This window comes from Hydrogenovibrio marinus (assembly GCF_013340845.1).
Taxonomy (GTDB): domain Bacteria; phylum Pseudomonadota; class Gammaproteobacteria; order Thiomicrospirales; family Thiomicrospiraceae; genus Hydrogenovibrio; species Hydrogenovibrio marinus.
On record NZ_AP020335.1, the window covers coordinates 607,627 to 629,860 of the forward strand.

Consider the following 22,234-nt stretch of genomic DNA (forward strand, 5'->3'; position numbering starts at 1 on the left):
AAATGCCTGAGTTAATGAAAACGACACAGCAACCGATTATAGTCAAATTTATTCAAAATGGGTATTTTTACGATAGAGATGGCGGTTTTCCAAGAGTTACAACAAAGTTTGCAGGTTGATACCAGTCTGGAAGACGGTCAGGCGCGTTTTGACGCCATTCATCCGCATCAATCTTTTATCGTTCAAGCCCCAGCAGGTTCCGGCAAAACGGCCTTGCTGACACAACGTTTTCTTTCGCTATTGACACAGGTCGAGTTTCCCGAACAGATTGTTGCTATGACCTTTACCAAGAAAGCACAATCTGAAATGCAGGAGCGTATTTACCATGCGTTGACTTCGGTACTCACGTCTCTCAAACCCGATGCCGGTATTTACGAAACCAATACTTGGCTGCTGGCAAAGGCCGCATTGGATAACAGTGAAAAGCAAGGCTGGCAGTTGCTCGACAACCCGCAGCGCTTACGTATCCGAACATTGGACTCCATGAATTCCTCTCTGGTGCAACAGATGCCGTTGCTTTCGCGGTTTGGCGCCAGTGCCTCGGTGATTGAAAATCCAGAACCTTTGTATCGTGAGGCGGTCCGTGAAGCGCTGAACAATCCGGATATCGCCGAGAGCAGTGCAACCCTGCTGGAAAAGGTCAATGGCAATTTATCTCGTGCCGAAAATCTACTGATTTCCATGTTGAGAAAGCGTGACCAGTGGATGCCTCTGTTGAGCCGATTGTCCGGTGTCGCGGATAAGGAAGTGTTCGATAAAGGACTGGAGCAGTTGGTGAATGCCGAATTTGCAACTTGTCACCAGCAATTAAAACTAGTCTTTCCGTTTTTGGAAAAAGCCTGTTCCACTTTGTTAGCGGTCGCGCCGGAAAATCGCCCTCAAGCCACCGATTGGTCATTGTTGCAGGATTTGAAAGTCGACCAAAATCTACCAGGTTGGGGTGGCTATGCCGCGTGGAAACAATTGGCAAATGCCTTGTTGACCAATTCAGGAACCATTCGTTCGCGTTTGACTAAAGCAGAAGGATTCCCGCCGAGCAAAATCGCGGAAGAAAAACAGCTTAAAGACGATATGTCGGAAGTGTTGTCAGAGTTGTCAGCGCGTAATGGCGATGACAGTATTGCTTCTGCACTTAATTTGATTCGCAGTCTGCCGGATGCTCGTTATACCGATGAACAATGGTTGGGTGTCGTCAACCTGATGTCATTGTTGAAAACCTGCGCGGCTTATCTGAAGCTGGCATTTGCCCGTGCCGGGCAGACCGATTTCATCGAAGTCGCGCAGGCGGCGTCTGATGCTTTGGGGGAAGAGGATCAGCCGACCGACTTGGCGCAACGCTTGGATTACCAAATCAAACACCTGCTGATTGATGAGTTTCAAGATACTTCGGTCAGCCAATTCAGTTTATTGAAAAAGTTGGTCGCTGGCTGGCAGCCTGATGAGGATAGAACCTTATTTATCGTGGGTGACCCGATGCAGTCCATCTACCGCTTCCGGGAAGCGGAGGTCGGTAACTTCCTGGAAGTGTGGCAAGGTTCTTTGGGAGCGGTGACGCTATCATGCAAAAATCTGACGGTTAACTTCCGCTCCGATGCCGCGATTGTCGAATGGGTGAATGAGACTTTTCCGCAAGTGTTGCCGCAGCAAAATGAAATTGAACGCGGCGCGGTAACTTACAGCGCCTCTACGGCCAAGAAAGCTTCGGATGCCGATAGTCAGGTTCAGGTACATTGGGCATTTAACCGGACACCTGCCGAAGAAGTCGAGCAGATTGTTGCGTTGATTCAACAGCGTTTACCTCAAATGAAACCGGGCGAAACCATCGGTATTTTGGGGCGTTCGCGTGGTCATTTAATGCCAATTGCCAATGCCCTGAAGCAACAAGCCGTCGCTTTCCGTGCGGTTGAATTGGAAGCGTTGAATGAGCGTCAGGAAATTCAGGATGCGCAAGCACTGGCCCGAGCATTATTACACTTGTCGGATCGCCCGGCTTGGCTGGCGTTGATGCGCACGGCAGCCATTGGGTTGAGCTTGGCAGATTTGTATGCCTTATTTGGTAACCCTAAAACCTTCAGAAAACCTGTCTTGCAACAGCTTGTGGAGGGCATGTCGGAGACTTTGTCTCCTGAAGGTAAGGCTAGGTTGGAAGCAGCATTGCCGGTTTTAAATCGAGCGGTTTCACAGATAGGACACTTGCCTTGGTCGAGATTGATTAAGGAAACCTGGCTGGCGTTGGGGTTGGCAGAGACGATTGAGTCTGCGGTAGCACTGGAAAATCTTGATGCCTACTGGCAAATGTTGGAAAGTTTGGAGCAAGACAGAACCGATGTGTTGGATTTCGCTAAGCTCGAAGAAACGATGGAAAAGCTGTTTGCCTTGCCGGACGCTTCAGTGGAAAGCCAGCAAATCGAATTGATGACCATGCATAAATCCAAAGGGTTGGAGTTCGATACGGTGATTTTACCGGGGCTTGGTAAGAAGCCACGAGGTGATGATAAGCCGCTACTAAGCTGGTTGAACTTCAAGAGTGAACATGCTGATTATCTGGTAATGGCGCCATTGGATCAGAAGGGGCAGGGTTCGTCGGAGTTGGTGGGCTTTATCCAAAAATTTGAAGCGGAAAAGCAAGAATATGAATCGGGTCGCTTGCTCTATGTGGCGACCACACGAGCCAAAAAACAATTGCATTTGTTTGGCAGCGTGACCGTCACCGAAAAAAACTTGGATGCCATTGCTGAAGGCAAAAAGGCTTTGGAGCCGACCAAGAAATCGTTGCTGGAAACGCTGTGGAAGAGTGAAGCAAAGACCTTTGATGCGTTGCTCAAAGATTATGAGTTCAAGTCTAATGAAGAGGAAGTTGAGCAGCTTATACCACCAGTCAGTCGCATGCCACTTGAGGCGATCCAGCTTCAAAGGCACTGGTGGAATGAACGGCTTGAGTCGGAAGTGTCGCTCAAGTTAGATAAGGTGTCAGACATTGATGCCGAATTGAACTCTTATGATGCGATGTCAGAAGAAGATGCACTGATGATTACCTCAATTGGTAATCTGGTGCACGGCGTACTGGAACAGTGGGTGGAAGCTGGCTTTTTGCAACAAGAGGATGCGGCGTCCAAACTGCAGCAGCAAAGTGGTTATTTCCGCTACTGGTTGCGTCAACAGGGCTTGACAGGTGACGCTTTGGAAAAAGCGTTGGAGAGAGTTCAAACATCATTGCAAAATGCCGCATATAACGAGAAGTTGCGTTGGGCACTGGACAAAAACTTAGCGGAATCTGCCGCTGAGTTGGCGTTGAGTTCGTTTGATATGCATTTTTCTGAAGAAGATTTTGATGGCGAAGCCGATGATGAAGTGCCTGATGGCGAGTTGCGTTCTCAAAGCCATAATATGACGCAACACCATATCGTTGACCGCACCTTTGTTGATGATGCCGGCGTGCGTTGGATTGTCGATTACAAAACCAGTTATTGGCATGAAGGTTCCGGTACAAGCAAGGCTGCATTTGTGAAAAGCAAGGTGGAGGAATATCGCCCGCAATTGCAAAGATATGGCGCTTTGTTTGCACAGCTGGAACAGCGTCCTCAAAAGTATGTTTTGTATTTCACTTATTTGGATGAATGGGTCGAGTTGAATTAGAACGACTCAGACTTTTAAAGATGGATAAATCGCACGATGGAAGATTTAGCAAAAACACAGGAACAGATTTTAAGACACCACGGTGGTGATGGCGCGTTTGCACGTGAGCGCATCACCGAAACTTATCAGCGTCGACACGATGAAATTTTTTGGCAATACTGGGATGAAAAAGTCGCAAAAAACTACCAGATTGGGGATGGTGTATTGGATATGGGCGCGGGCATCGGCCAGTTTGTGGAAGATTGTGCCAAGCGTTATCCAGATTCTCCGGTTTACGGTATTGAAGCCGCGCCCTATATGTTAGAAAATCCGTTGCCTTTGCCAGCGAACGCCAAGATTCTTGTGGACGACTTGAACAATCCTCAAGCTGATATTGCTGATAACTCTTTGGCAATGGTGATGGCGAATATGGTTGTGCATGAATTGACGCAGCCGATTAAAATGTTTCGCGCCGCCTATCAGTGGTTAAAGCCGGGTGGACGTTTGTGCATCATCGACTTGGTTCGCCAGCCTTTAGCAGAGTATCTGCAACGTCGTTATGAAGGCACGGCGTTGTGGGCGGAAGAGACCACGGTTGCAGGTTTGGAAGATGCCTTTGAGCATTTTTTGGAGCACAATCGCTATCATGCCGATGATATTGAGTTCATGTTGACGGCGGGTGGTTTCAAGGTGGTGGAAAAGTCTTTGGAGCGCAACGGGCGTTTTGCCTGGATAGTCGTAGAAAAAATGGTGGTTGAAAAGTAAGTTTGGCAAAATTAGGAACCCAACCTGATAGATTTTGCGCAATCAATTCAATTCGAAAAGTGGAATGAGCTATGGCTGTTATCGGTAATTATTTTGAAGTAAAAAAATTCTTTAAGAACAACGACAAACTAGGTGTTGTGTTCGATTATTTGGAGGAGGCATTAGATCCTACCTCGCAAGTGCATCAGCGAATGTTCTCGAGCATTGAGCCTAGAGCGCAAAAAATTGATATTGGCGGTGGTTGTTTTGTGGTGGAGCAGGTTTACATGACAAAAGACCGGGCGGACTGCTTTTTTGAATCACACAAAAAATATGTCGATTTCCAGTTGATCCTTTCCGGCAATGAGCAGATGGAAGTGATTGATATCCGTCACCTGACGTTTAAGAGTTTTGAGGAAGATAAGGATTTTATCGCCTATGAAGATACGGACAAGGCTTCAAAAATAGTGATGCAGCCTGAAGACCTATCCGTGTACTTTACAAATGATGCCCACCTTGGGCTATCGTCTTTTGAGAGCAAGCAGCTCGTTTATAAAGCGGTAGTTAAAGTGCCGGTAGCGTTTTTTGATTTTTAATCGCTGATTTCTGCCCTTTGTATCTCTTGCCCCAACCTGGCAGATTTTTGCTGGGTTATCTTTTCTTTATTCAAGCCAAAAAGCGTTTTGTATCCAATTGGGTGCGGACTGATCGCCGGTAAAACTTAGTGAGTCAAAACGCATAGCGTGATGCTGATAGTCTGGATGTTTTTGTAAAAAGGTTTGTGCGCAAAGTATGATTTTGCGTTGTTTGGCGGCATTTATGGCTTCTTCTGGTTCGCCAAAGTTTGTTGATTGGCGATGTTTGACTTCGACAAAAACCAGCGTGCTTTCTTGTGGAGAAGTCTGCTCTAAGCAGATCAAATCAATCTCGCCACCTTTGCAACGATAGTTTTTGTGCAGAACCTCTAAGCGTTGCGACTGAAGAAAGTCGGCGGCGTCCGCTTCTTTCTGTTGACCAATAAGCTTGCTGAAAAGTCCGATGCTATTAATCCCAAGAAAAGTGTTTAGGGTGTCGTTGAATCAGGGGTGGCTTCTGTTGGCTGAACTGCATCAGAAGGCTCTTGAGGAATGTCTATGTAGTGGCTTTCATCCACATCATTCGATTCTGTCAGTGGAACGACTTCACCTCTGGAGTTGTATCTTGCCCATGACATTTTGTAATCAAACTCATTGTCTTGTTTGCTGAGCTTGCCGAGCATACCCGCGTTTAAACAAATGTTTGGTCCAAGGCGGTATTTTTGCGTTGCAAGGGTAAAGCTGTCCCAGCCGTAAGCTTCAAGGGTGGAAGCGAGATTTGTTTTCTTTAATGCCGCTTTAAAGGTCGGGAAGATAACATTTGCCAAGTCTTTGTTCGGTTCGGTTTTGTCCAAGTTGATAGGGGTCAGTTTCGACGAACCATACACTGGGAGTTGTAGTTCAAAAAAAGCGAATTGCGGTTTGAATACCGCAACCTGTCTGGCGTTGCCTAAGAGTACGATGGCGTCCAAATCTTTACGCGTGCGAGGCGTAAAAGATAGGTTTTCTTTAAATAGCCATTGCAGGTTGTTTTTGCGAGCTTGGCTGTAAGTTTCGTTGATAACACTGCCCAAAGCTTCACGAAGTTTTGGGTGGGTTGCTGGATAGCTCTTGAGAGTCAATTTGTGATCTGGTACTTGTTGCCAGTAGTCTGCAATTTGTACTGCCAGATTACTGTCAGCAGGCGTTGTACTCGTTAGAATGGCGATGTTTTTATAGTGTTTTTGGCAAAGTTTGGCGGCGATTTGTAGCGCTTCACTATTTGAGATGAAATTGAAATGCTGAATACCAAAGGCATCATTAAGCGTGATGACAGAATCATCGCCACCGATAGCATTGAGCTTTTTAGTTAAGATATCGATGTTTTCTTTTTGCAAAGGCCCCAAAATGACGTCGGCACCATTTTGTTTTGCCGTCTGGTAAGTAGACAAAATCTGGTTAGGTTCGCTTGGGTTGTAATTGGTGTTGTAAAAGGCCAGTTTGACATTTGGTGCATGAACTAACTGGTTGCGGATAATGCCATCACGAATTTGCATGGCGATGTTTTTGTAAGGGCCGGTTAGTGGCAGAAATACTGCGACCTGCTGCACTTTGTTGGTGTTCAAAAGCTGTTGGCTCAACGCTTGGTTGAGGTGCTGATTGAAAAGTGCGGATGGGTTGAAGTGCTTTAAATCTGCCAAGGCTGGTTTTTGCCAAATAGGGTGTAACTCGGTCGCTTTTACAAAATCAAGCCAAGACATCAGTTCAGGAGAAGTTTCAGGATCCGAAGCGAGTTTATCTTTTTCTGTTTGCGGCAGGCCTTTTAATGTTTGCCAGATTTGGTATTCAATTGCCAACTGGTTGTCTGGAGAAGCTTTGGACCAAAGTAATTGGGTCAATTCCAAGTAGTTGTTCCAGGATTTTGCCTGTTGAGCTTCTCTGATCTCTTCCTGTAAGACTTGGTTTGAACTCTTTTTTGTCATGGTTCCAAGCGAAGGCATTCCAACAATCGGTTTTTGCTGTGAAACTGGTGCAGTACTACAGGATGTTAGAACGGATGCTGTCATTCCAATCGCTGCAGCTAGCGTTAGTACTTTTCTAGACTGGGCAATAAAACGATTCTGAGGGGTAGGAAGTGATAAAATTCGCTGGAACATGTGGCGTTAGATGACCAATTAAAATTAATGAGATTTATTATACATAAATGCAAATCAGAAGTGCGACCAGAAGTGCAATAGGAATCCTTGCAAAATGAGCGGAAAATTATTTATTGTTGCAACGCCGATAGGGAATTTGAAAGACATTACCTTGAGAGCGTTGGAAATACTTGAGTCCGTTGACTGGATTGCCTGTGAAGATACGCGACACTCTAAAAAGCTGTTGCAGCATTTCGGTATTAGTAAGCCGTTGATTAGCCTGCATGATCATAATGAACAGGCTAAGAAAACTGAGTTGTTGGTGAAGTTGCAAGCGGGTGAAAATGGCGCTTTGGTGTCGGATGCAGGGACGCCTTTGATTAGCGACCCTGGTTATCACTTGGTTTCTTATTTGCGTGAAAGTGGTTTGCGGGTTGAGCCTATCCCGGGGCCGTCCGCAGTTATCACAGCACTAAGCGCTGCGGGTATGCCGACAGATCGGTTTACCTTCGAAGGTTTTTTACCTGCTAAAGAGCAGAAACGTTTAAGTGCCTTGCAAGCCTTGTTGGCTGAATCACGAACAATGGTTTTTTATGAGTCGCCGCATAGGCTGATGGAGTCTCTGGGGTCAATGATGTCCGTTTTTGGAGAGGAAAGGCAGATTGCTGTAGCTAAAGAGATCACTAAGCAGTTTGAAAGATTTGTTTTTGGGAGTATTCAGCAGGTAATCGAACAGTTTGACTCGAATGAAGAGTGGCAGAGAGGAGAGTTTGTCATTATCGCCTCTGGCGTAGAGGAGAAAGATTCTCAACAAGAAGACTATGATGGCTTGATTAAAGCGCTGTTAGCTCAATCTCTGCATGTTAAGCAAATATCTGAAATTGTTGGTGAATTTTACAATGTGTCGAAAAAGGCGGTGTATCAGCGTGTTTTGACATTGAAATAATACTGTCATTGAACTAAGGTATAGTTCGTCTTTTTAAAGAATTAAGAGTCTGTTTGCTACTAAATGTGCAAAAGGCGACACAAAGAAAAAGATAAATGGTTAAGCATTTGGTAAAATGTGTAGTCAAAAAATAACAATAACATCTGTCGGGTTGCTAGTTAAATGTGTGGAATTGTTGGCGGAGTCGCTGAGAGGAACGTTGTTCCGATCTTATTGGAAGGTTTAAGAAGGCTTGAATATAGAGGTTACGATTCATCAGGGATCGCGCTACTAAATTCTACGGAAAGTCCGAAAAAAGCAAGCTTTCAAATTCAACGCTTACGCGCCGTAGGCAAAATCAAAGAGCTTGATTCAAAGATCCAACAAAATTCTTTTTTTGATGGAAATATAGGGATTGCGCATACCCGTTGGGCGACGCATGGCGTTCCATCTGAAAATAACGCTCACCCGCATATCTGTAATAATGAAGTTGCCGTTGTTCATAATGGCATTATCGAAAATTATCATATCTTGAAAGAAGCTCAATTGGCAGAGGGCTATCGTTTTACTTCTGAAACCGATACTGAAGTGGTTGCGCACGCCGTTCATTATGAGCTTAAAACTTCGACTTCACTGTTGTCCGCTGTTCAACAGGCAATTACGCATTTTGAAGGTGCTTATGCGCTTGGAGTGATTAGTCCAAAATTTCCGGACACACTTATTGCGGCAAGAAAAGGTAGTCCACTGGTGATTGGTGTGGGGATTGGCGAGTTTTTTATTGCTTCTGATGTGTCTGCATTGCTACCTGTCACACAAAATTTCATTTTTCTGGAAGAAGGTGATGTCGCCGAGTTAACCCGCCAAGGTGTAACGATTTTTAATGGCGATGGTGAGCAAGTAGAAAGAGAGGTAAAACAATCTTCTTTGAATATGCACTCGGTGGAGTTGGGGGATCATCGCCACTATATGCACAAAGAGATTTTTGAGCAGCCACAAGCCGTCATTGATACTTTGGAAGGGCGCATTTCGCAAGAGCATGTTTTACCATCCGCTTTTGGTTATCAAGCCGAATCCATTTTTAAAGAGGTCAAGCAGGTTCAGATTATTGCTTGCGGTACCAGTTATCATGCAGGGTTGGTTTCAAAGTACTGGTTTGAAGATATTATCGGCTTGCCATGTTCTGTTGAAGTGGCGAGTGAATATCGTTACCGAAATCCAGTGGTGCAAGACAATACGTTGTTTGTCACCATTAGCCAGTCTGGCGAAACAGCAGATACGCTAGCTGCTCTGCAACAAATCAAGCAAGTCGCTAATGAGAAGAATGTTTCAACGCTGACTATCTGTAACGTTCCTGAGTCTAGTTTGACAAGGGAGTCAGATCTTACTTTCCTAACGCATGCTGGGCCCGAAATCGGGGTGGCTTCAACCAAGGCCTTTACGACACAATTAGTTGCTTTGTCATTGTTGGTGACGGTGATTGGTAAATTGCAAAAGCGTATTTCAGAAAGAAGAGAAACGATTATTGTCAAAGGCTTGCAAAAACTTCCTGGTTTAATTCAAAGTGCGTTGGCTCATGAAGAAGTTGTGAAAGAAATCGCCAAAAACTTCTCCGATAAGGACAATGCTCTCTTTCTTGGTAGAGGTACCATGTATCCTATCGCAATGGAGGGAGCGCTTAAGCTAAAAGAAATTAGCTATATTCATGCTGAAGCCTATCCGGCGGGTGAGCTTAAGCACGGTCCGCTGGCTCTCATAGATGAAAATATTCCAGTCATTGCAATTGCACCTCATAATGATTTGCTGGAAAAGCTCAAATCAAACCTCCAAGAAGTTAAGGCAAGAGGCGGTCAAATGATTGTGTTTGAAGATGAACAGTCAAATGTCGGGTCAGAAGACGGTTTGCATGTTGTGAAGACCACGACGAATGTGGGGCGTATTACGGCGCCCATCACGTTTAATGTGCCATTGCAGTTGCTTGCATACCATGTTGCCTTAATTAAGGGGACGGATGTGGATCAACCGAGAAATTTAGCAAAAAGTGTGACTGTAGAATAAACAATGAGTTATGTGGTAAAAACAATGTTAGGTTACATTAAAGTTTGATAGTTTACATTAAAGTTTGATAGTTTACATTAAAGTTTGTTTATTTATGGGTCTTCTGATATATTGACTCAAAAGAGTATCAGGAGGTCACCATGTCTTCATTTCAAAATATTGATCCTAAAGATGCTGAAAAGCTCACTGAAAAACGTGGGGAGGGTATTGGCAAGGATTACATTCCCTTTTTTAAGGTTCATGAGCTCAGTAGTTCTGGAGAGAGCATTAGGATAAGAGGTGCAAAAACATCTCGCATTCATCATTTGCTGTCCGGCTTAGAATTTCTCACATTTCAAATTTTTGACTGGTCACCAAACGTGGTCGATATACGTGAGCATTTTCCATTAAACATATCTGAAACAATCACTTTGGCAGAAAGTTTAGGGTTAAACCACCCTGTGTCTAACAAAAAGCTTAAAGTCGTTACTACTAATTTTCTAATTGATCTAGAAGGCGGTGAGAAGCTTGCGATAAATGTTCTCTACAAAAAAGAGCTTTCAAAAAAGAGAATTCTGGAAAAGTTGCAGTTAGAAAAAAGTTATTGGCAAAATAAAGGTGTAAAGTGGTTTGTAGTCACCGAGGAGCAGTTTTCAGCTGAGCTGAAAGAAAACATGGCCTGGATTAGGCCTTATGCTGATTTGAGTGATCATGAAAGTCAGATTGTGAAAGAGGCTCAAAATGTTCTTTTTCCTCGGTTGCAAAAAGGTTCTTCTAAATCGCTTATGAAATACTGTGGTGAGCTTGATGATTCTTACCATTTGAAACCAGGAAGTCATCTTGAAATGCTCAGAAATGCTGTTGCAAATAAGCAGCTATCTGCTCCCTTAAACAAGTCATTTCATAGCTGGAAGTGCAGCGAAATAGAGCTTTATTACCCTTTACAGGTACCGGTAAATCTCAATGTATCTTAATTCAGTTTATCAGTTTAAAGAATCACGACAGAAATTTAGAGTTGTCTATGTTGATATGGTGCATTTATGGGTTTATGACCTTGGTGCAGACGGTTGGCCATATGAGATGGATATCGAGGATTTCGAGTCTGCCTTGTCGCTTGGAACGATATTAGAGTCTGATCTTAGTTATGATTTCCCTGTAGTTGAACACGGGAGCGTACAAAAACGTAAGCGTGATGAAGCTTTAAGGACTATGGAGCTTTTACTGAATAATCATTCACAGCTGTTTGATAAAAAAACCAGAAACGAAATTATACGTCAATCCATAGAAAAGTTCGGTAAAAACAGGGTCTACTTTATTAGGAATTTGAGGAGATTTTGGGAGAGGGGGATGACTCCGAACGCTTTCTTGCCAGATTATCATAAGTCTGGAGCAAAGAAAAATAACGAAAGAAAGGAAATGGTTAATAAAACTGGCCCCAAAAGAACCAAATCTGCAGGTAAGGGGGTTGTTGTTGGTAATGAGTTACGTGAGATATTTTCAGAAGCTATTGAAAATGTCTATTTGAAAACTAAAGAAGCTAGTTTAATGGACGCTTATGATTTTGTTTTGCAAAAATATAAAGCGCGTTATCCGCTATTGAATGAAACTGAAATGCCTAGTGAGAGGCAGTTTAGATACTATTATGATAAGAATTACACTAATAAAGACGTTAACAAACGAAGAAACTACAAGAAAGTTTACGATAAAGATATTAGGCCTCTAACCAGCACTTCAGGGTATTTAAATATTGGCCCCGGGGGGCGTTATGAAATTGATGCCACCATAGCAGATATCTACCTAGTTTCAAATAAAGATCCAAGCAGAATAATCGGAAGGCCGGTAATTTATCTTGTTAAGGATGTGTTTAGTCGAATGATAACCGGCATTTATGTTGGTGTAGAAAACCCTTCTTGGGTGGCAGCAATGATGGCGCTTGCAAATGCAATGTGTGACAAGGTTCGATATTGTAAAGGCTATGGAGTAGAAATCGGTAAAGAAGATTGGCCAAGCATTGGCGTGCCAGCGTCAATTTTTGCAGATAGAGGCGAACTTTTAGGTCGCCAAGCGGATGTTTTGGTGAATGGTTTCAATGTTCAACTTAGCAATTCAAGAGCATATCGAGGGGATGATAAGGGAATAGTAGAAAGGCATTTTAGAACGTTGCAGGCAAGTTTTAAGCCTTTTGCTAAAGGAATCGTTGAGCCTGTCAACGGAAAAAAAAGGCTCGGCCGTCGTTATGAATTAGATGCTGAATTGAGCTTAGATGCATTTACAAAAATTATTATATTGATTGTGTTGGAGCATAACCAGAATCATGTCGTATCAGGCTATGATTTTGCACCCGACATGCCTGAAAATCTGCCTGCAATTCCAATCGAACTATGGCGCTGGGGAATTAAGAATCGCACCGGATCGCTAAGAGTTTTTTCAGAGGATGTTGTCAAAGTTAATCTTATGCCTGTTTTAACAGGGAGTGTTTCCAATAGGGGGATATTGTTTAAAGGTTTGCGTTACACATGCTTGGAGGCAATAAAAGAAGGCTGGTTTGAGCGTGTTAATCACACTCGTCCTAAAAAGGTTGAAATCTCCTTTGACCCTCGTTTTACCGACAAAGTTTACCTGAGACCTGATGATTCTATAAATAGTTATTGGGTATGTGATTTAGCGGATGAAAGTCGGCGGTATTCTGGGATGAGCTTTGCTGAAGCTGAGCAGATTTATAACGAAGCCAAGCGCACAGAAGCACAAGCACAGCAACTGTCCAGGTTTAAAAAAGTCGATATAGATCAACAGATAAATGCAGTGATTAATGAGGAAAGGAAAAAATCAGTATCAAGGGACAATAAATCAATCAATGGTATTCGTGAGAACCGAAATGAGGCTCGAAATGAAGAAAGGGGTCGTCAAGAACTGGTTGGCAGAAAAAAGATGGATCATCAGGGTGAAAATGTAGTCTCTTTTAGTCAAGAAACAAAAGAAGATCTTGATTATCCATCTTTAGATGAATTTTTGGAGGATGGTGATGACTAAAATTTTTGAAGCTGAATATATCAAGGGTGAAATTGAAGAGTATAAAGGCAATCCTTTAATTAATGCATTACCACCAATAAATTCCGTGCAAGAGACTGCAAGGTTGTTGAATCGTTATCCTGTTGTAACAGACGAAGAGCGAGCATTGCCATCCCACATCCGGCGGCATGCGATGATGAGAATTCTGGATAAATTCTTATACCCGACGAGGATGCATCTTCAGCTTGAACAAATGATTTCAGGCATGATACGGCGAGGTTATTTGAACAGAAATATCGCGAATGCAGAATACCAAGAAAACTTGAATAAAGTTGATGAAACTGATTTTGTGCAGGTCTCTAGAAATGCCGGTAGTGAAGCCTTGTCCAGTTCTGTGATTGGTTGTTCTGGGTCGGGTAAAACCACCGCTACGGAAGCGATTTTAGCAGGCTATTCCAAGCAAGCTATTTATCATCCAGAATATCAGCATACTCAGTTGGTTTGGCTTAAGCTTGATTGTCCGCATGACGGTTCCGCAAAAAGTTTATGTATTCATTTTTTTCGTGAGGTTGATCGCATTCTTGGGACGGATTATGAGAATACATATGTCAAGTCAAGGTCTTCTGCTGAAACAATGTTAGGCAGTATTGCTCGGGTTTCAGCTCTCCATTCTTTGGGGATTTTAGTGATAGATGAGATACAGCATTTGAAAGCTGCAAAATCTGGGGGTGCCCAGACTCTCCTTAATTTTTTCGTGACAATGACCAATGTCATAAAGGTACCTGTTTTATTTATTGGGACACCCAATGCGACAGCACTTTTCTCTGGAACCATGCGTTCTGCAAGAAGAGCCTCGCAATTTGGTAGCCTGGATTGGAATCGTTTTGAGCAAGGTGTTCATCAAGACGGCAAATCAGATTGGGATAAATTTATAGGCAGGTTATGGAAGTTGCAGTGGTTAAAGTCGCCCGTGCCACTTCATAATGAAGTTAAGGCATTGTTTTGGGAGTTAACGCAGGGCGTTGCTCATATAGCTGTGACCTTATTCTTTTTAAGTCAGGCTCGAGCAGTGATGTCAGGCAGAGAAGTGATTGATGTTAAATTGCTTAAAAAGACATTTGATGATGAGTTTGAAATGGTAAGACCCATGATTGAGGCGTTAAAGAGTAACCGACCAGAGCAAATTGTGAAATATTCAGATTTGGATTTGCCCAAAAATTCATTTAGGGCTATTGCCATGCAAGACGTCATTGAAAAAACTTTTTCGGAAAAACAACCATCGAAAGTAGATGAAAGGGAAGCTTCATTTAAGTCTATGTTGCTGCAAGCAGGTATTGGCGAAGACTTGGTAGACCTTGTTGCTCAGCAGGCAATGCAAGACAATCCAGATGCAAACTTTTTTGAATTGATGAGTTATGTTAGCCAAATGCAGTCTGACTTTAAGTTGGGGGATGGCAATGAAAGCAAGGGGGTAAAACCAGCTTCAAAAAAAGCATCAAAACCTAAAGTTACAAGACGGGAAGCTCAATATGAGCAAGATGATTTGAGGCTGCTTGATGGCCAAGATTCAGAGGAGGTTTATCAATATTTGCAACAGGCCGGTTGTGTATTGAATGTAAGTCATTTTATTAGTCTGAAAAAATTGGCCTAGGTAAGTTTTGATGATTGCCAACTTTCCTGTGCCTCAAAAAGACGAGTTGCTTAGTAGTGTTTTGGCAAGATTTGTGGCGAGACAGGGCTTAGAAAGTCACAAAGTGGCATTAGATGTGTTGTTTGGTGATAGAAAGGTTGTGACATCGGCGCTTTTCCAAGGCCGAATAAACTTATTGTTGGAAAGAGTCGGTCATATTTGGAGTACCTCTGAACAAGAGGTCGTCTATCAACATACTATGTTGCCATTATTTGCACCTTTTTTACCGTCTAATCAAGTAATGAAAATTATTGAAGATGTTTCCTTTAAGAAAGGGAATACGGTAAGTCTACGAACAGGCATGAACGCTTCTTTGCTTAATTGGCGCGAGAACTATATGTTTTGCCCGCAATGTTGGGAGTCTGAAAAAAGGGAGTTGGGATTTGTGTATTGGCATAGGAGCCATCAAGTACCAGGAGTCACTTATTGCTCTATTCATAATTGTAAGTTGGTTGATTCTGAAAAAAGTATGCAGCATACGCAGCGCCATGCTTTTGTTGTTCCCCAAATTCAGCAAGATAAAATGCTTTCTTGTAGTGAAGTTAAGCTGAACGACAGAGAGGTCTTGCTGTCTCAGTCGGTAAGCCAACTTTTTGAATTGCCATCTGATAGTTCAATGCTTGCAGGCATTTCATCCGACAAATGGAGTGCATTTTATTCTAACTATGCAGTTCAGCAGGGGTTTTTGAATGGAAGCCGGATTGATCATAAGCGCATAGAGCAGGCTATAATTGCCTTCTGGGGTAAAGAGTGGCTTAAGAAAAATGCGCTGTTCTTTGAAGGGGATGGTAGTTGGTTGAGGCGAATTTTTCAAAAGCATCGTCGAGGCTTTTCATACTTGCAGCATTTTGTTGTGTGGCTGGCAATAGAACAAAAGTCTATTGATGTTTTTGAGCGATTGAGTTGGGTAGAGTCTATTCAAAAGAAGGTAAAAAAGACAAAGTCGACCACTACTGATAGGGATGTTAAAGAGGTTCGATGCATGTGGTTGGATTTGAGGCGAAAGCAACCAGAAGCATCCCTAAAAATGCTTAGAGCAACTCAAGCAGGAGCGCGTTTGTATACCTGGCTTTATCGACATGATAGGGCATGGCTGGATGAAAACAAGCCAAAAAAGGTGGCAAATTATGTAAATTCGAGAGTTAATTGGCAAGAAAGGGATGACAAGTTGGTGCGCCAGTTGATTGTGATTATGCAAAGTAATGAGTTTGAGCTAGAAGGGCCAAGAAGAAGTAGGAGTTGGTATGCGAATAAACTGGGAGTCAAGTCCTTGATTGAAAAGCACCTTGATAAGTTGCCGAGGGTTTCATTGTTTTTTAGTAAATATTCCGAAACCATTGAAGAGTACCAATGTAGGCGATTAGCAAGGGTGCTGGCCGACCTTGTTTTAAAAAGTGAGCAATTAATTCCAATTTGCGAGGTGGAGAGATATGCAGGATTATCTGAGCAACGTAAAACAACAGCTGCAAGACGTATTGTTTCAAAGAGTGTCCCAGCCTGGCAGATATCTCAAATCATTTCCAAATGATATCCCTTTAGATTATTTAGGTAGAATAAAAAAGGGGCACAATCTAAATCGAAAATCCTTATTTGTTGAGGCTGTATTTGAGGGTGAAGCAAAAAAATTGTGGGTGCCAGTGGAATTATTACCTTTTTTAATCAAGGGGCGTGCCTATGGAAAGGTTGATAAACAAAAAACAACTGTGTCCAAGCAGTTTAAGGGGCGTCAGCTAAAGCAACTTGAGACATTTTATATTAGAAATGTTCAGCAAATTAAGGGTGTAAAAGTCAAATCCAATAATAGTTTCTATTTCAAGTTATTTACGGCTAATGGAGACTATCTTATTTCTGCTTTTGAATTAGCAAGAGCTTTGTATTTCCGCGATAAACATTTGGTTGATGCGGCTTTTCGACCGAATGGTCTATTTGAGTTGGCTTCCTATAACATCGGAGATAAGGAGGTGGAGATAAGGTTTCCTGAAACTACTGAATATCCAGCCAGCAATTTAAATTGCCTACAGACGAAACAGCATTTAATTAATTTGTTTTTGAATGAAGATTATCGGAAGAGTTTTGGGAGTATTTTTGCGAAAAGATTCAAGGCTGAAAATAGCAATAACTTCCATTTTAATTTTGTACCGCCAAATCTCGATGGGTTGCATTTTGAGGTCTTGTGCAAAAAACTAAAAAATGTTGGCTATCTAGTATACGAGGTACGAGGCATACAAAACCGTTCATTCTTTTATGATGGTATTGTTCGTTTTATACACCCAAGAAAAAAAGATGTTGTAAAGACAGGTAGTTCTGGAGAAAGCGGCACTGGGGATAGGGTTATAAATCGTCCAAATCAATCTGATGAAATAGATTTGGATAAAAGTCCTGGTTTGGGAAAAAAGAAGAAAAAAATCGAAGAAAAAGACACATATTACCAAGTTTTGAACTCTGTAAGAACCATTGTAAATAGTCATCAGGTTGAGAAGGAAACCGGAAAAAATTCTTCAGGGATGCCACAAGAAGGGAGTCGAATTAATTCCGGTGTAATATCGGCAGGAAAGAAGTTGGCCGAAGGTAGTGCGAATTTTGTTGAACCACATTTAAGTGGTGGTAGTTCTATTTCAGCTGTTAATGAAGGCGGTAATACAGTTGATAGGTTCCGCTTGTTCATTGAAACGATTGATAGTGTGGTGGACGCTTTGAAGTGTAAGGAATACAAAATATTCCATTTGCTACTTCCTAAGCCGGAAGCAGGATTTGAAAATGACAAGTGGAAAAACTTGATTACTGCTAAACCGAGGCTTGTTTGTGTGGCACAATTTCATTTCAAAAATGTAGTTTTTGTTGCTCTTGACGTTGATATTGCTGATTTGTCAAAGAGCCATACGATTAGTAGTAGGTTAGTGGTTTTTAAAAATGATGATAAAAATACTGAGAAAGATAAGCTCAAAATTATTTTACAGGCCTTGTCTAATTCAAAAACTATAAGCTGGCCGAGTGCTGAAGTGTTTGACAAGATTTGTGATTTAGATGTTCGTATGATTCACCCGGCTAAAAAACTCTATGAGCATATAGAAAAACCTCAGGACAGAAAAAAATTTTACATTTCATATTGGGCAGAGAAGTGGCAAGAGAAAATCAAGGGTGTGTTTAAGTAATGTGAGATATGACTTGTTATTGTAATATTCTTTTTATGCTGGAATATGCTATGATTCATTAAAGACAAACTTTAATGTAATTCAATGTGCGGTCAAAATTTCTTACCATTAAGAAATGAGCAAACATTAATGTAAAAATTAATAAAATATAGTCTCAAAATGAACAAAAATAAATGTAGGGTTACAACAACAGAAGGTAAAGAGTTCGTTTCTGAGGGCTCTATGTCGATATTGGACTCGGCACTTGGTGCTGGGTTTATATTTGAATATAGTTGTAAAAACGGGCAGTGTGGTGTCTGTAAGACAACCTTGCTAGACGGGGATGTTGAAGAGATTGCCCCTCAACAGTCGCTAACAAAGCAAGAAAAGCAGCAGGGCATGATCCTGTCATGTTGTTGTGAGCCTGTTTCTGATATTTTGATTGATGCCGAAGATCTGAGCGCGCTACATGGCATTGAGATAAAAACTCTACCCGCTAGGATTAGCAGTATTCAGCAGATGTCACCAGATATTGTAGAGGTTGTTCTAAGGCTGCCGCCAACAGCTGATTTTAACTTTCTAGAAGGCCAGTATCTTGATGTGATTGGGCCTAATGGAGTTAGAAGAAGTTATTCAATAGCAAGTTCTTCTTCACAAAAAGAAATTACTCTTTTAATCAAAAAGGTTGAGGGCGGGGTGCTAAGCCAATATTGGTTTTTCGATGCTCGAGAAAATGACTTGGTTAGAATTGAAGGGCCAAAAGGCACCTTCTTTATTAGAGATTTGGGTAAGTCACTTTTATTTTTGGGTACGGGTACGGGTATTGCGCCAGTTATCTCAATGTTACAGGCCTTAGATGAAAAGGAAGGCTTTGTTCAAACACATCCAATACGAGTCTTTTGGGGTAATAGGTTCAAGGAAGATTTTGTGTTGTGCCCTAAGTTTAAAAGGCTGGATGTCGATTTTGTAAAGGTTTTGTCAAGACAGGATGATGTTTGGGTTTTTGAAACTGGTTATGTTCAGGATGTTGCTCTAACAAAGGTGTCAGATTTGAATAATTTGCAAGTTTATGCGTGTGGTTCAAATGAAATGATTCAAAGTGCTAAAAGGAAGTTTTTTGATTCTGGCTTGCCTGAAAAAAACTTTTTTTCTGATGCCTTTGTACAAAGTTTGTAGTTTTGAGTTATTTAAATAATAGGATGCAGTAGATGAAAGCAGTGATTTTAGCCGGAGGGTTGGGAACAAGATTAAGTGAAGAGACAAGTGTAAGACCAAAACCAATGGTTGAAATTGGTGGTAAGCCGATTCTTTGGCATATTATGAAAATGTACTCTGCACACGGTATCAACGATTTTGTTATCTGTTGCGGATATAAAGGCTATGTCATCAAAGAGTATTTTGCTAACTACTTTCTTCATCAATCGGATGTTACTTTCTGTATGAAAGAAAATCGAATGGATGTCCATGAAAAACGTGCTGAGCCCTGGACGGTCACCCTTGTGGATACCGGGGATAACTCTATGACAGGTGGGCGCCTAGGTAGAGTTGCTGATTACATTAAAGATGAAGAAGCTTTTTGTTTTACATATGGAGACGGTGTTGCTGATATCAATATTAGTGAGTTGATTCAATTTCACAAATCACATGGTAAACAGGCAACATTGACTGCAACTTATCCACCAGGTCGTTTTGGCGCATTAGACATTCAGGGACATCAAATTAAACAGTTTAAGGAGAAGCCCAAAGGTGATGGAGCCATGATCAATGGGGGGTTCTTTGTCCTTTCGCCAAAAGTTTTAGAAAGAATTTCAGGTGATGACTGTGTTTGGGAGCAAAGTCCCTTGGTGAGCTTGGCTGAAGACGGTGAGTTAATGGCATTTGAGCATGAAGGTTTTTGGCAGCCTATGGATACCTTACGAGACAAAACTCATTTGGAAGAGCTTTGGGATGCTAAAAAAGCTCCATGGAAATGTTGGGAAGAATAATTAATGGTCGATAAGAATTTTTGGCATGGCAAAAAGGTCTTTCTGACTGGTCATACCGGATTTAAAGGTAGTTGGTTATCCATTTGGTTGCAATCTTTGGGGGCTGTTGTGAAGGGTTATGCTCTTGCGCCACCAACTACTCCCAGTTTATACGAAGAAGCAAGTGTAGATAAACTAATCGATTCTGAAATTGGTGATATCCGCAATCTTGATAAATTGACAATCAGCATAGTCAATTTTGATCCTGATATCTTGATTCATATGGCGGCGCAACCACTAGTAAGGCTGTCCTATAAAGAGCCTCTTGAAACCTATGACGTTAATGTAATGGGAACAGCTAAGGTGCTTGAGGCGGCAAGAGGTTGTGCAAACCTTAAAGCGATAGTCAGTGTCACCACAGACAAGTGTTATGAGAACAAAGAATGGGTATGGGGTTATAGAGAAGATGAGCCGATGGGAGGGCATGACCCTTATTCCAGTTCGAAAGGGTGTGCGGAACTGGTAACCTCTGCCTATCGTCGGTCTTTTCTTCAAGATGCTGGTATTGGTTTAGCATCGGCAAGAGCGGGTAATGTAGTCGGTGGTGGTGATTGGGCTGATGATAGGCTTATTCCAGATATTTTACGCGCATTTGAGCAAGAAAAACCCGTTATTATTCGCAACCCAAAATCCACAAGACCATGGCAACATGTGTTAGAACCTTTGTCTGGATACTTGGTTTTAGCGCAAAAGCTTTATGAAGATCCTAGTGAATACGCTGAAGGCTGGAATTTTGGTCCTAATGAAGAAGATGTGAAACCAGTTGATTGGATTTTAGACAAAATGACAGCATTATGGCCAAATTCTGAATGGAAGTTGGATGAAGGTGATCATCCTCATGAAGCTGGATATTTAAAGTTGGATGTTTCCAAAGCAAAATCCTATTTGCAATGGCATCCAATGTGGCGATTGGAACAAACCTTAGAGCGAATTGTAAAATGGCACAAGGCATGGCTGAATAAAGAAGATATGCAAAGTGTGTGCCTAGAAGAAATTAATGATTATATGAGAGATATGGATAATGCAAACCACTGAATCGATCAGAAATGAGATTTCGGAGTTGGTAAAGAAATATGCTGAACTGCAATATGCTGAAAAGCCGTTTGAACCAGGGAAATCGGTAGTTCCTCCTTCAGGAAAGGTTATTGGTGAATTAGAACTGCAGTATATGGTAGAAGCGTCCCTAGATGGGTGGTTGACTACGGGACGCTTTAATGAGCAGTTTGAAAAGGAATTGGCTGGATTTATCGGAGTGAATCACTTAATTACGGTTAATTCAGGCTCTTCAGCAAATTTAGTTGCATTTGCTGCGCTAACCTCTCCGAAATTAGGCGATAGGGCTATTAGAAAGGGAGATGAAGTAATTGGTGTTGCAGCAGGTTTTCCAACGACGGTGAACCCGATAGTCCAATTTGGTGCGATTCCAGTTTTTGTAGATGTCGATATTCATACTCATAATGTTAATGCTGACTTGATTGAAGCTGCTATTACGTCAAAAACCAAGGCGATTATGTTGGCACATACTCTTGGAAATCCATTTGATATTGCAAAAGTAAAAGCGATCTGTGAAAAATATAATTTGTGGCTTGTCGAAGACTGTTGTGACGCGCTGGGTGCCAAGTACGGTGGGCAACATGTTGGGACTTTTGGTGATATCGCAACATGCAGTTTTTACCCTGCGCACCATATTACGATGGGTGAAGGTGGAGCGGTTTTCACAAATAACCCTCAGCTGATTACGATTGCGGAGTCATTCAGAGACTGGGGAAGAGATTGCTACTGTAAGCCTGGGTGTGATAACACCTGTGGCACTAGATTTAATATGCAACTTGGCGATTTGCCTCAAGGCTATGACCATAAATACACTTATTCACATCTTGGTTACAACCTAAAGATTTCAGATATGCAAGCCGCTTGTGGATTGGCACAGTTGAAACGTCTCCCTGAATTTATCGCCAAGCGAAATGCCAATTTTGACTATTTGAAAAACCGTTTGTCCACCTTGGCTGATTTTCTTGAATTGACTGATGCAACCGAAAATTCAACGCCATCGTGGTTTGGTTTTCCTATTACGGTAAAAGAATCAGCCGGGGTTAAGCGTGTTGATTTAACAAAATATCTAGACCAGCAAAAGATAGGAACTAGACTTCTGTTTGCGGGAAATTTAATTAGGCAGCCATATTTTAAAGATATTGAATATCGCATTGTTGGTCAATTAGGCAATACTGATAAAACCATGAACCAAACCTTTTGGTTGGGCATTTATCCAGGGTTGAAAAAAGTGCATTTAGATTATGTTGTGGAAAGGATGGAAGAATTCTTTGGAGTAGGGTTTTGATTTTTCGTCTATAGAAACTGTAAGCGATTGTTCTA

The 22,234-nt window shown here is 42.0% G+C and carries 16 protein-coding genes; 14 read left to right on the forward strand and 2 right to left on the reverse strand.

Features of this window, described 5'->3' with window-relative positions; genetic code table 11:
• Positions 1-57 precede the first annotated feature (57 nt).
• The 3 genes from HVMH_RS02835 to HVMH_RS02845 all read left to right on the forward strand — a co-directional run bounded on the left by HVMH_RS02835 (position 58) and on the right by HVMH_RS02845 (position 4,955).
• Positions 58-3,636, forward strand: a complete 3,579-nt coding sequence (locus tag HVMH_RS02835; protein WP_081849413.1) for a UvrD-helicase domain-containing protein — start codon at positions 58-60, stop codon at positions 3,634-3,636.
• Positions 3,637-3,672: 36 nt separating this feature from the next.
• On the forward strand, positions 3,673-4,380 hold the full coding sequence (locus tag HVMH_RS02840) for a class I SAM-dependent methyltransferase (RefSeq protein ID WP_029907692.1): 708 nt from the start codon (positions 3,673-3,675) through the stop codon (positions 4,378-4,380).
• A gap of 71 nt (positions 4,381-4,451) precedes the next feature.
• Positions 4,452-4,955: a YhcH/YjgK/YiaL family protein gene (locus tag HVMH_RS02845; protein ID WP_029907693.1), complete on the forward strand. Its 504-nt coding sequence runs from the start codon at positions 4,452-4,454 to the stop codon at positions 4,953-4,955.
• Between the two features lie 66 nt (positions 4,956-5,021).
• Here HVMH_RS02845 and HVMH_RS02850 read toward each other — a convergent pair whose 3' ends face one another.
• Together HVMH_RS02850 and HVMH_RS02855 are read right to left on the reverse strand one after the other, a co-directional pair.
• Positions 5,022-5,408 carry a YraN family protein gene (locus HVMH_RS02850; RefSeq protein WP_332102811.1) on the reverse strand — a complete coding sequence of 129 codons (387 nt, stop codon included), beginning with the start codon at positions 5,406-5,408 and terminating at the stop codon, positions 5,022-5,024.
• 14 nt (positions 5,409-5,422) lie between these two features.
• A complete protein-coding gene (locus HVMH_RS02855; protein ID WP_029907695.1) occupies positions 5,423-6,979 on the reverse strand; it encodes a penicillin-binding protein activator in 1,557 nt (518 codons plus the stop codon).
• A 184-nt stretch (positions 6,980-7,163) separates the two neighbouring features.
• On the opposite strand from HVMH_RS02855, the gene rsmI reads away from it, so the two are divergent.
• The 11 genes from rsmI to rfbH all read left to right on the forward strand — a co-directional run bounded on the left by rsmI (position 7,164) and on the right by rfbH (position 22,199).
• A complete protein-coding gene (gene rsmI, locus HVMH_RS02860) occupies positions 7,164-7,994 on the forward strand; it encodes a 16S rRNA (cytidine(1402)-2'-O)-methyltransferase (RefSeq protein WP_029907696.1) in 831 nt (276 codons plus the stop codon).
• Between the two features lie 162 nt (positions 7,995-8,156).
• Positions 8,157-10,028, forward strand: a complete 1,872-nt coding sequence (gene glmS / locus HVMH_RS02865; RefSeq protein WP_029907697.1) for a glutamine--fructose-6-phosphate transaminase (isomerizing) — start codon at positions 8,157-8,159, stop codon at positions 10,026-10,028.
• Positions 10,029-10,168: 140 nt separating this feature from the next.
• Entirely contained in the window at positions 10,169-10,981 is an 813-nt protein-coding gene (locus HVMH_RS02870; protein ID WP_029907698.1) for a heteromeric transposase endonuclease subunit TnsA, read from the forward strand.
• On the forward strand, positions 10,971-13,037 hold the full coding sequence (locus tag HVMH_RS02875) for a Mu transposase C-terminal domain-containing protein (RefSeq protein ID WP_029907699.1): 2,067 nt from the start codon (positions 10,971-10,973) through the stop codon (positions 13,035-13,037). Before HVMH_RS02870 ends, HVMH_RS02875 begins: the two co-directional genes overlap by 11 nt.
• Positions 13,030-14,667, forward strand: a complete 1,638-nt coding sequence (locus tag HVMH_RS02880; RefSeq protein ID WP_029907700.1) for an ATP-binding protein — start codon at positions 13,030-13,032, stop codon at positions 14,665-14,667. Before HVMH_RS02875 ends, HVMH_RS02880 begins: the two co-directional genes overlap by 8 nt.
• A gap of 10 nt (positions 14,668-14,677) precedes the next feature.
• Entirely contained in the window at positions 14,678-16,234 is a 1,557-nt protein-coding gene (locus HVMH_RS02885) for a TnsD family Tn7-like transposition protein (protein WP_029907701.1), read from the forward strand.
• Positions 16,137-17,858: a hypothetical protein gene (locus HVMH_RS02890; RefSeq protein WP_029907703.1), complete on the forward strand. Its 1,722-nt coding sequence runs from the start codon at positions 16,137-16,139 to the stop codon at positions 17,856-17,858. Before HVMH_RS02885 ends, HVMH_RS02890 begins: the two co-directional genes overlap by 98 nt.
• Before the next feature lie 159 nt (positions 17,859-18,017).
• Entirely contained in the window at positions 18,018-19,013 is a 996-nt protein-coding gene (locus HVMH_RS02895; protein ID WP_029907704.1) for an FAD-binding oxidoreductase, read from the forward strand.
• Positions 19,014-19,045: 32 nt separating this feature from the next.
• Complete coding sequence (rfbF, locus tag HVMH_RS02900; RefSeq protein ID WP_029907705.1) at positions 19,046-19,822, forward strand: glucose-1-phosphate cytidylyltransferase; 777 nt, start codon at positions 19,046-19,048, stop codon at positions 19,820-19,822.
• A gap of 3 nt (positions 19,823-19,825) precedes the next feature.
• Positions 19,826-20,896 (forward strand): CDP-glucose 4,6-dehydratase, encoded by a 1,071-nt coding sequence (rfbG, locus tag HVMH_RS02905; protein WP_029907706.1) that lies wholly within the window; start codon positions 19,826-19,828, stop codon positions 20,894-20,896.
• Positions 20,883-22,199: a lipopolysaccharide biosynthesis protein RfbH gene (gene rfbH / locus HVMH_RS02910; RefSeq protein WP_029907707.1), complete on the forward strand. Its 1,317-nt coding sequence runs from the start codon at positions 20,883-20,885 to the stop codon at positions 22,197-22,199. Before rfbG ends, rfbH begins: the two co-directional genes overlap by 14 nt.
• Positions 22,200-22,234 lie beyond the last annotated feature (35 nt).

Coding starts and splice junctions, on each gene's coding strand:
- glmS (WP_029907697.1), top strand. CDS start 8,157: ATGTGTGGAATTGTTGGCGGAGTCGCTGAGAGGAACGTTGTTCCGATC.
- HVMH_RS02875 (WP_029907699.1), top strand. CDS start 10,971: ATGTATCTTAATTCAGTTTATCAGTTTAAAGAATCACGACAGAAATTT.
- HVMH_RS02890 (WP_029907703.1), top strand. CDS start 16,137: ATGCAGGATTATCTGAGCAACGTAAAACAACAGCTGCAAGACGTATTG.
- HVMH_RS02895 (WP_029907704.1), top strand. CDS start 18,018: ATGAACAAAAATAAATGTAGGGTTACAACAACAGAAGGTAAAGAGTTC.
- HVMH_RS02855 (WP_029907695.1), bottom strand. CDS start 6,979: ATGACAGCATCCGTTCTAACATCCTGTAGTACTGCACCAGTTTCACAG.
- rfbH (WP_029907707.1), top strand. CDS start 20,883: ATGCAAACCACTGAATCGATCAGAAATGAGATTTCGGAGTTGGTAAAG.
- rfbG (WP_029907706.1), top strand. CDS start 19,826: ATGGTCGATAAGAATTTTTGGCATGGCAAAAAGGTCTTTCTGACTGGT.
- HVMH_RS02885 (WP_029907701.1), top strand. CDS start 14,678: ATGATTGCCAACTTTCCTGTGCCTCAAAAAGACGAGTTGCTTAGTAGT.
- HVMH_RS02845 (WP_029907693.1), top strand. CDS start 4,452: ATGGCTGTTATCGGTAATTATTTTGAAGTAAAAAAATTCTTTAAGAAC.
- HVMH_RS02840 (WP_029907692.1), top strand. CDS start 3,673: ATGGAAGATTTAGCAAAAACACAGGAACAGATTTTAAGACACCACGGT.
- HVMH_RS02870 (WP_029907698.1), top strand. CDS start 10,169: ATGTCTTCATTTCAAAATATTGATCCTAAAGATGCTGAAAAGCTCACT.
- rsmI (WP_029907696.1), top strand. CDS start 7,164: ATGAGCGGAAAATTATTTATTGTTGCAACGCCGATAGGGAATTTGAAA.
- HVMH_RS02880 (WP_029907700.1), top strand. CDS start 13,030: ATGACTAAAATTTTTGAAGCTGAATATATCAAGGGTGAAATTGAAGAG.
- HVMH_RS02835 (WP_081849413.1), top strand. CDS start 58: ATGGGTATTTTTACGATAGAGATGGCGGTTTTCCAAGAGTTACAACAA.
- rfbF (WP_029907705.1), top strand. CDS start 19,046: ATGAAAGCAGTGATTTTAGCCGGAGGGTTGGGAACAAGATTAAGTGAA.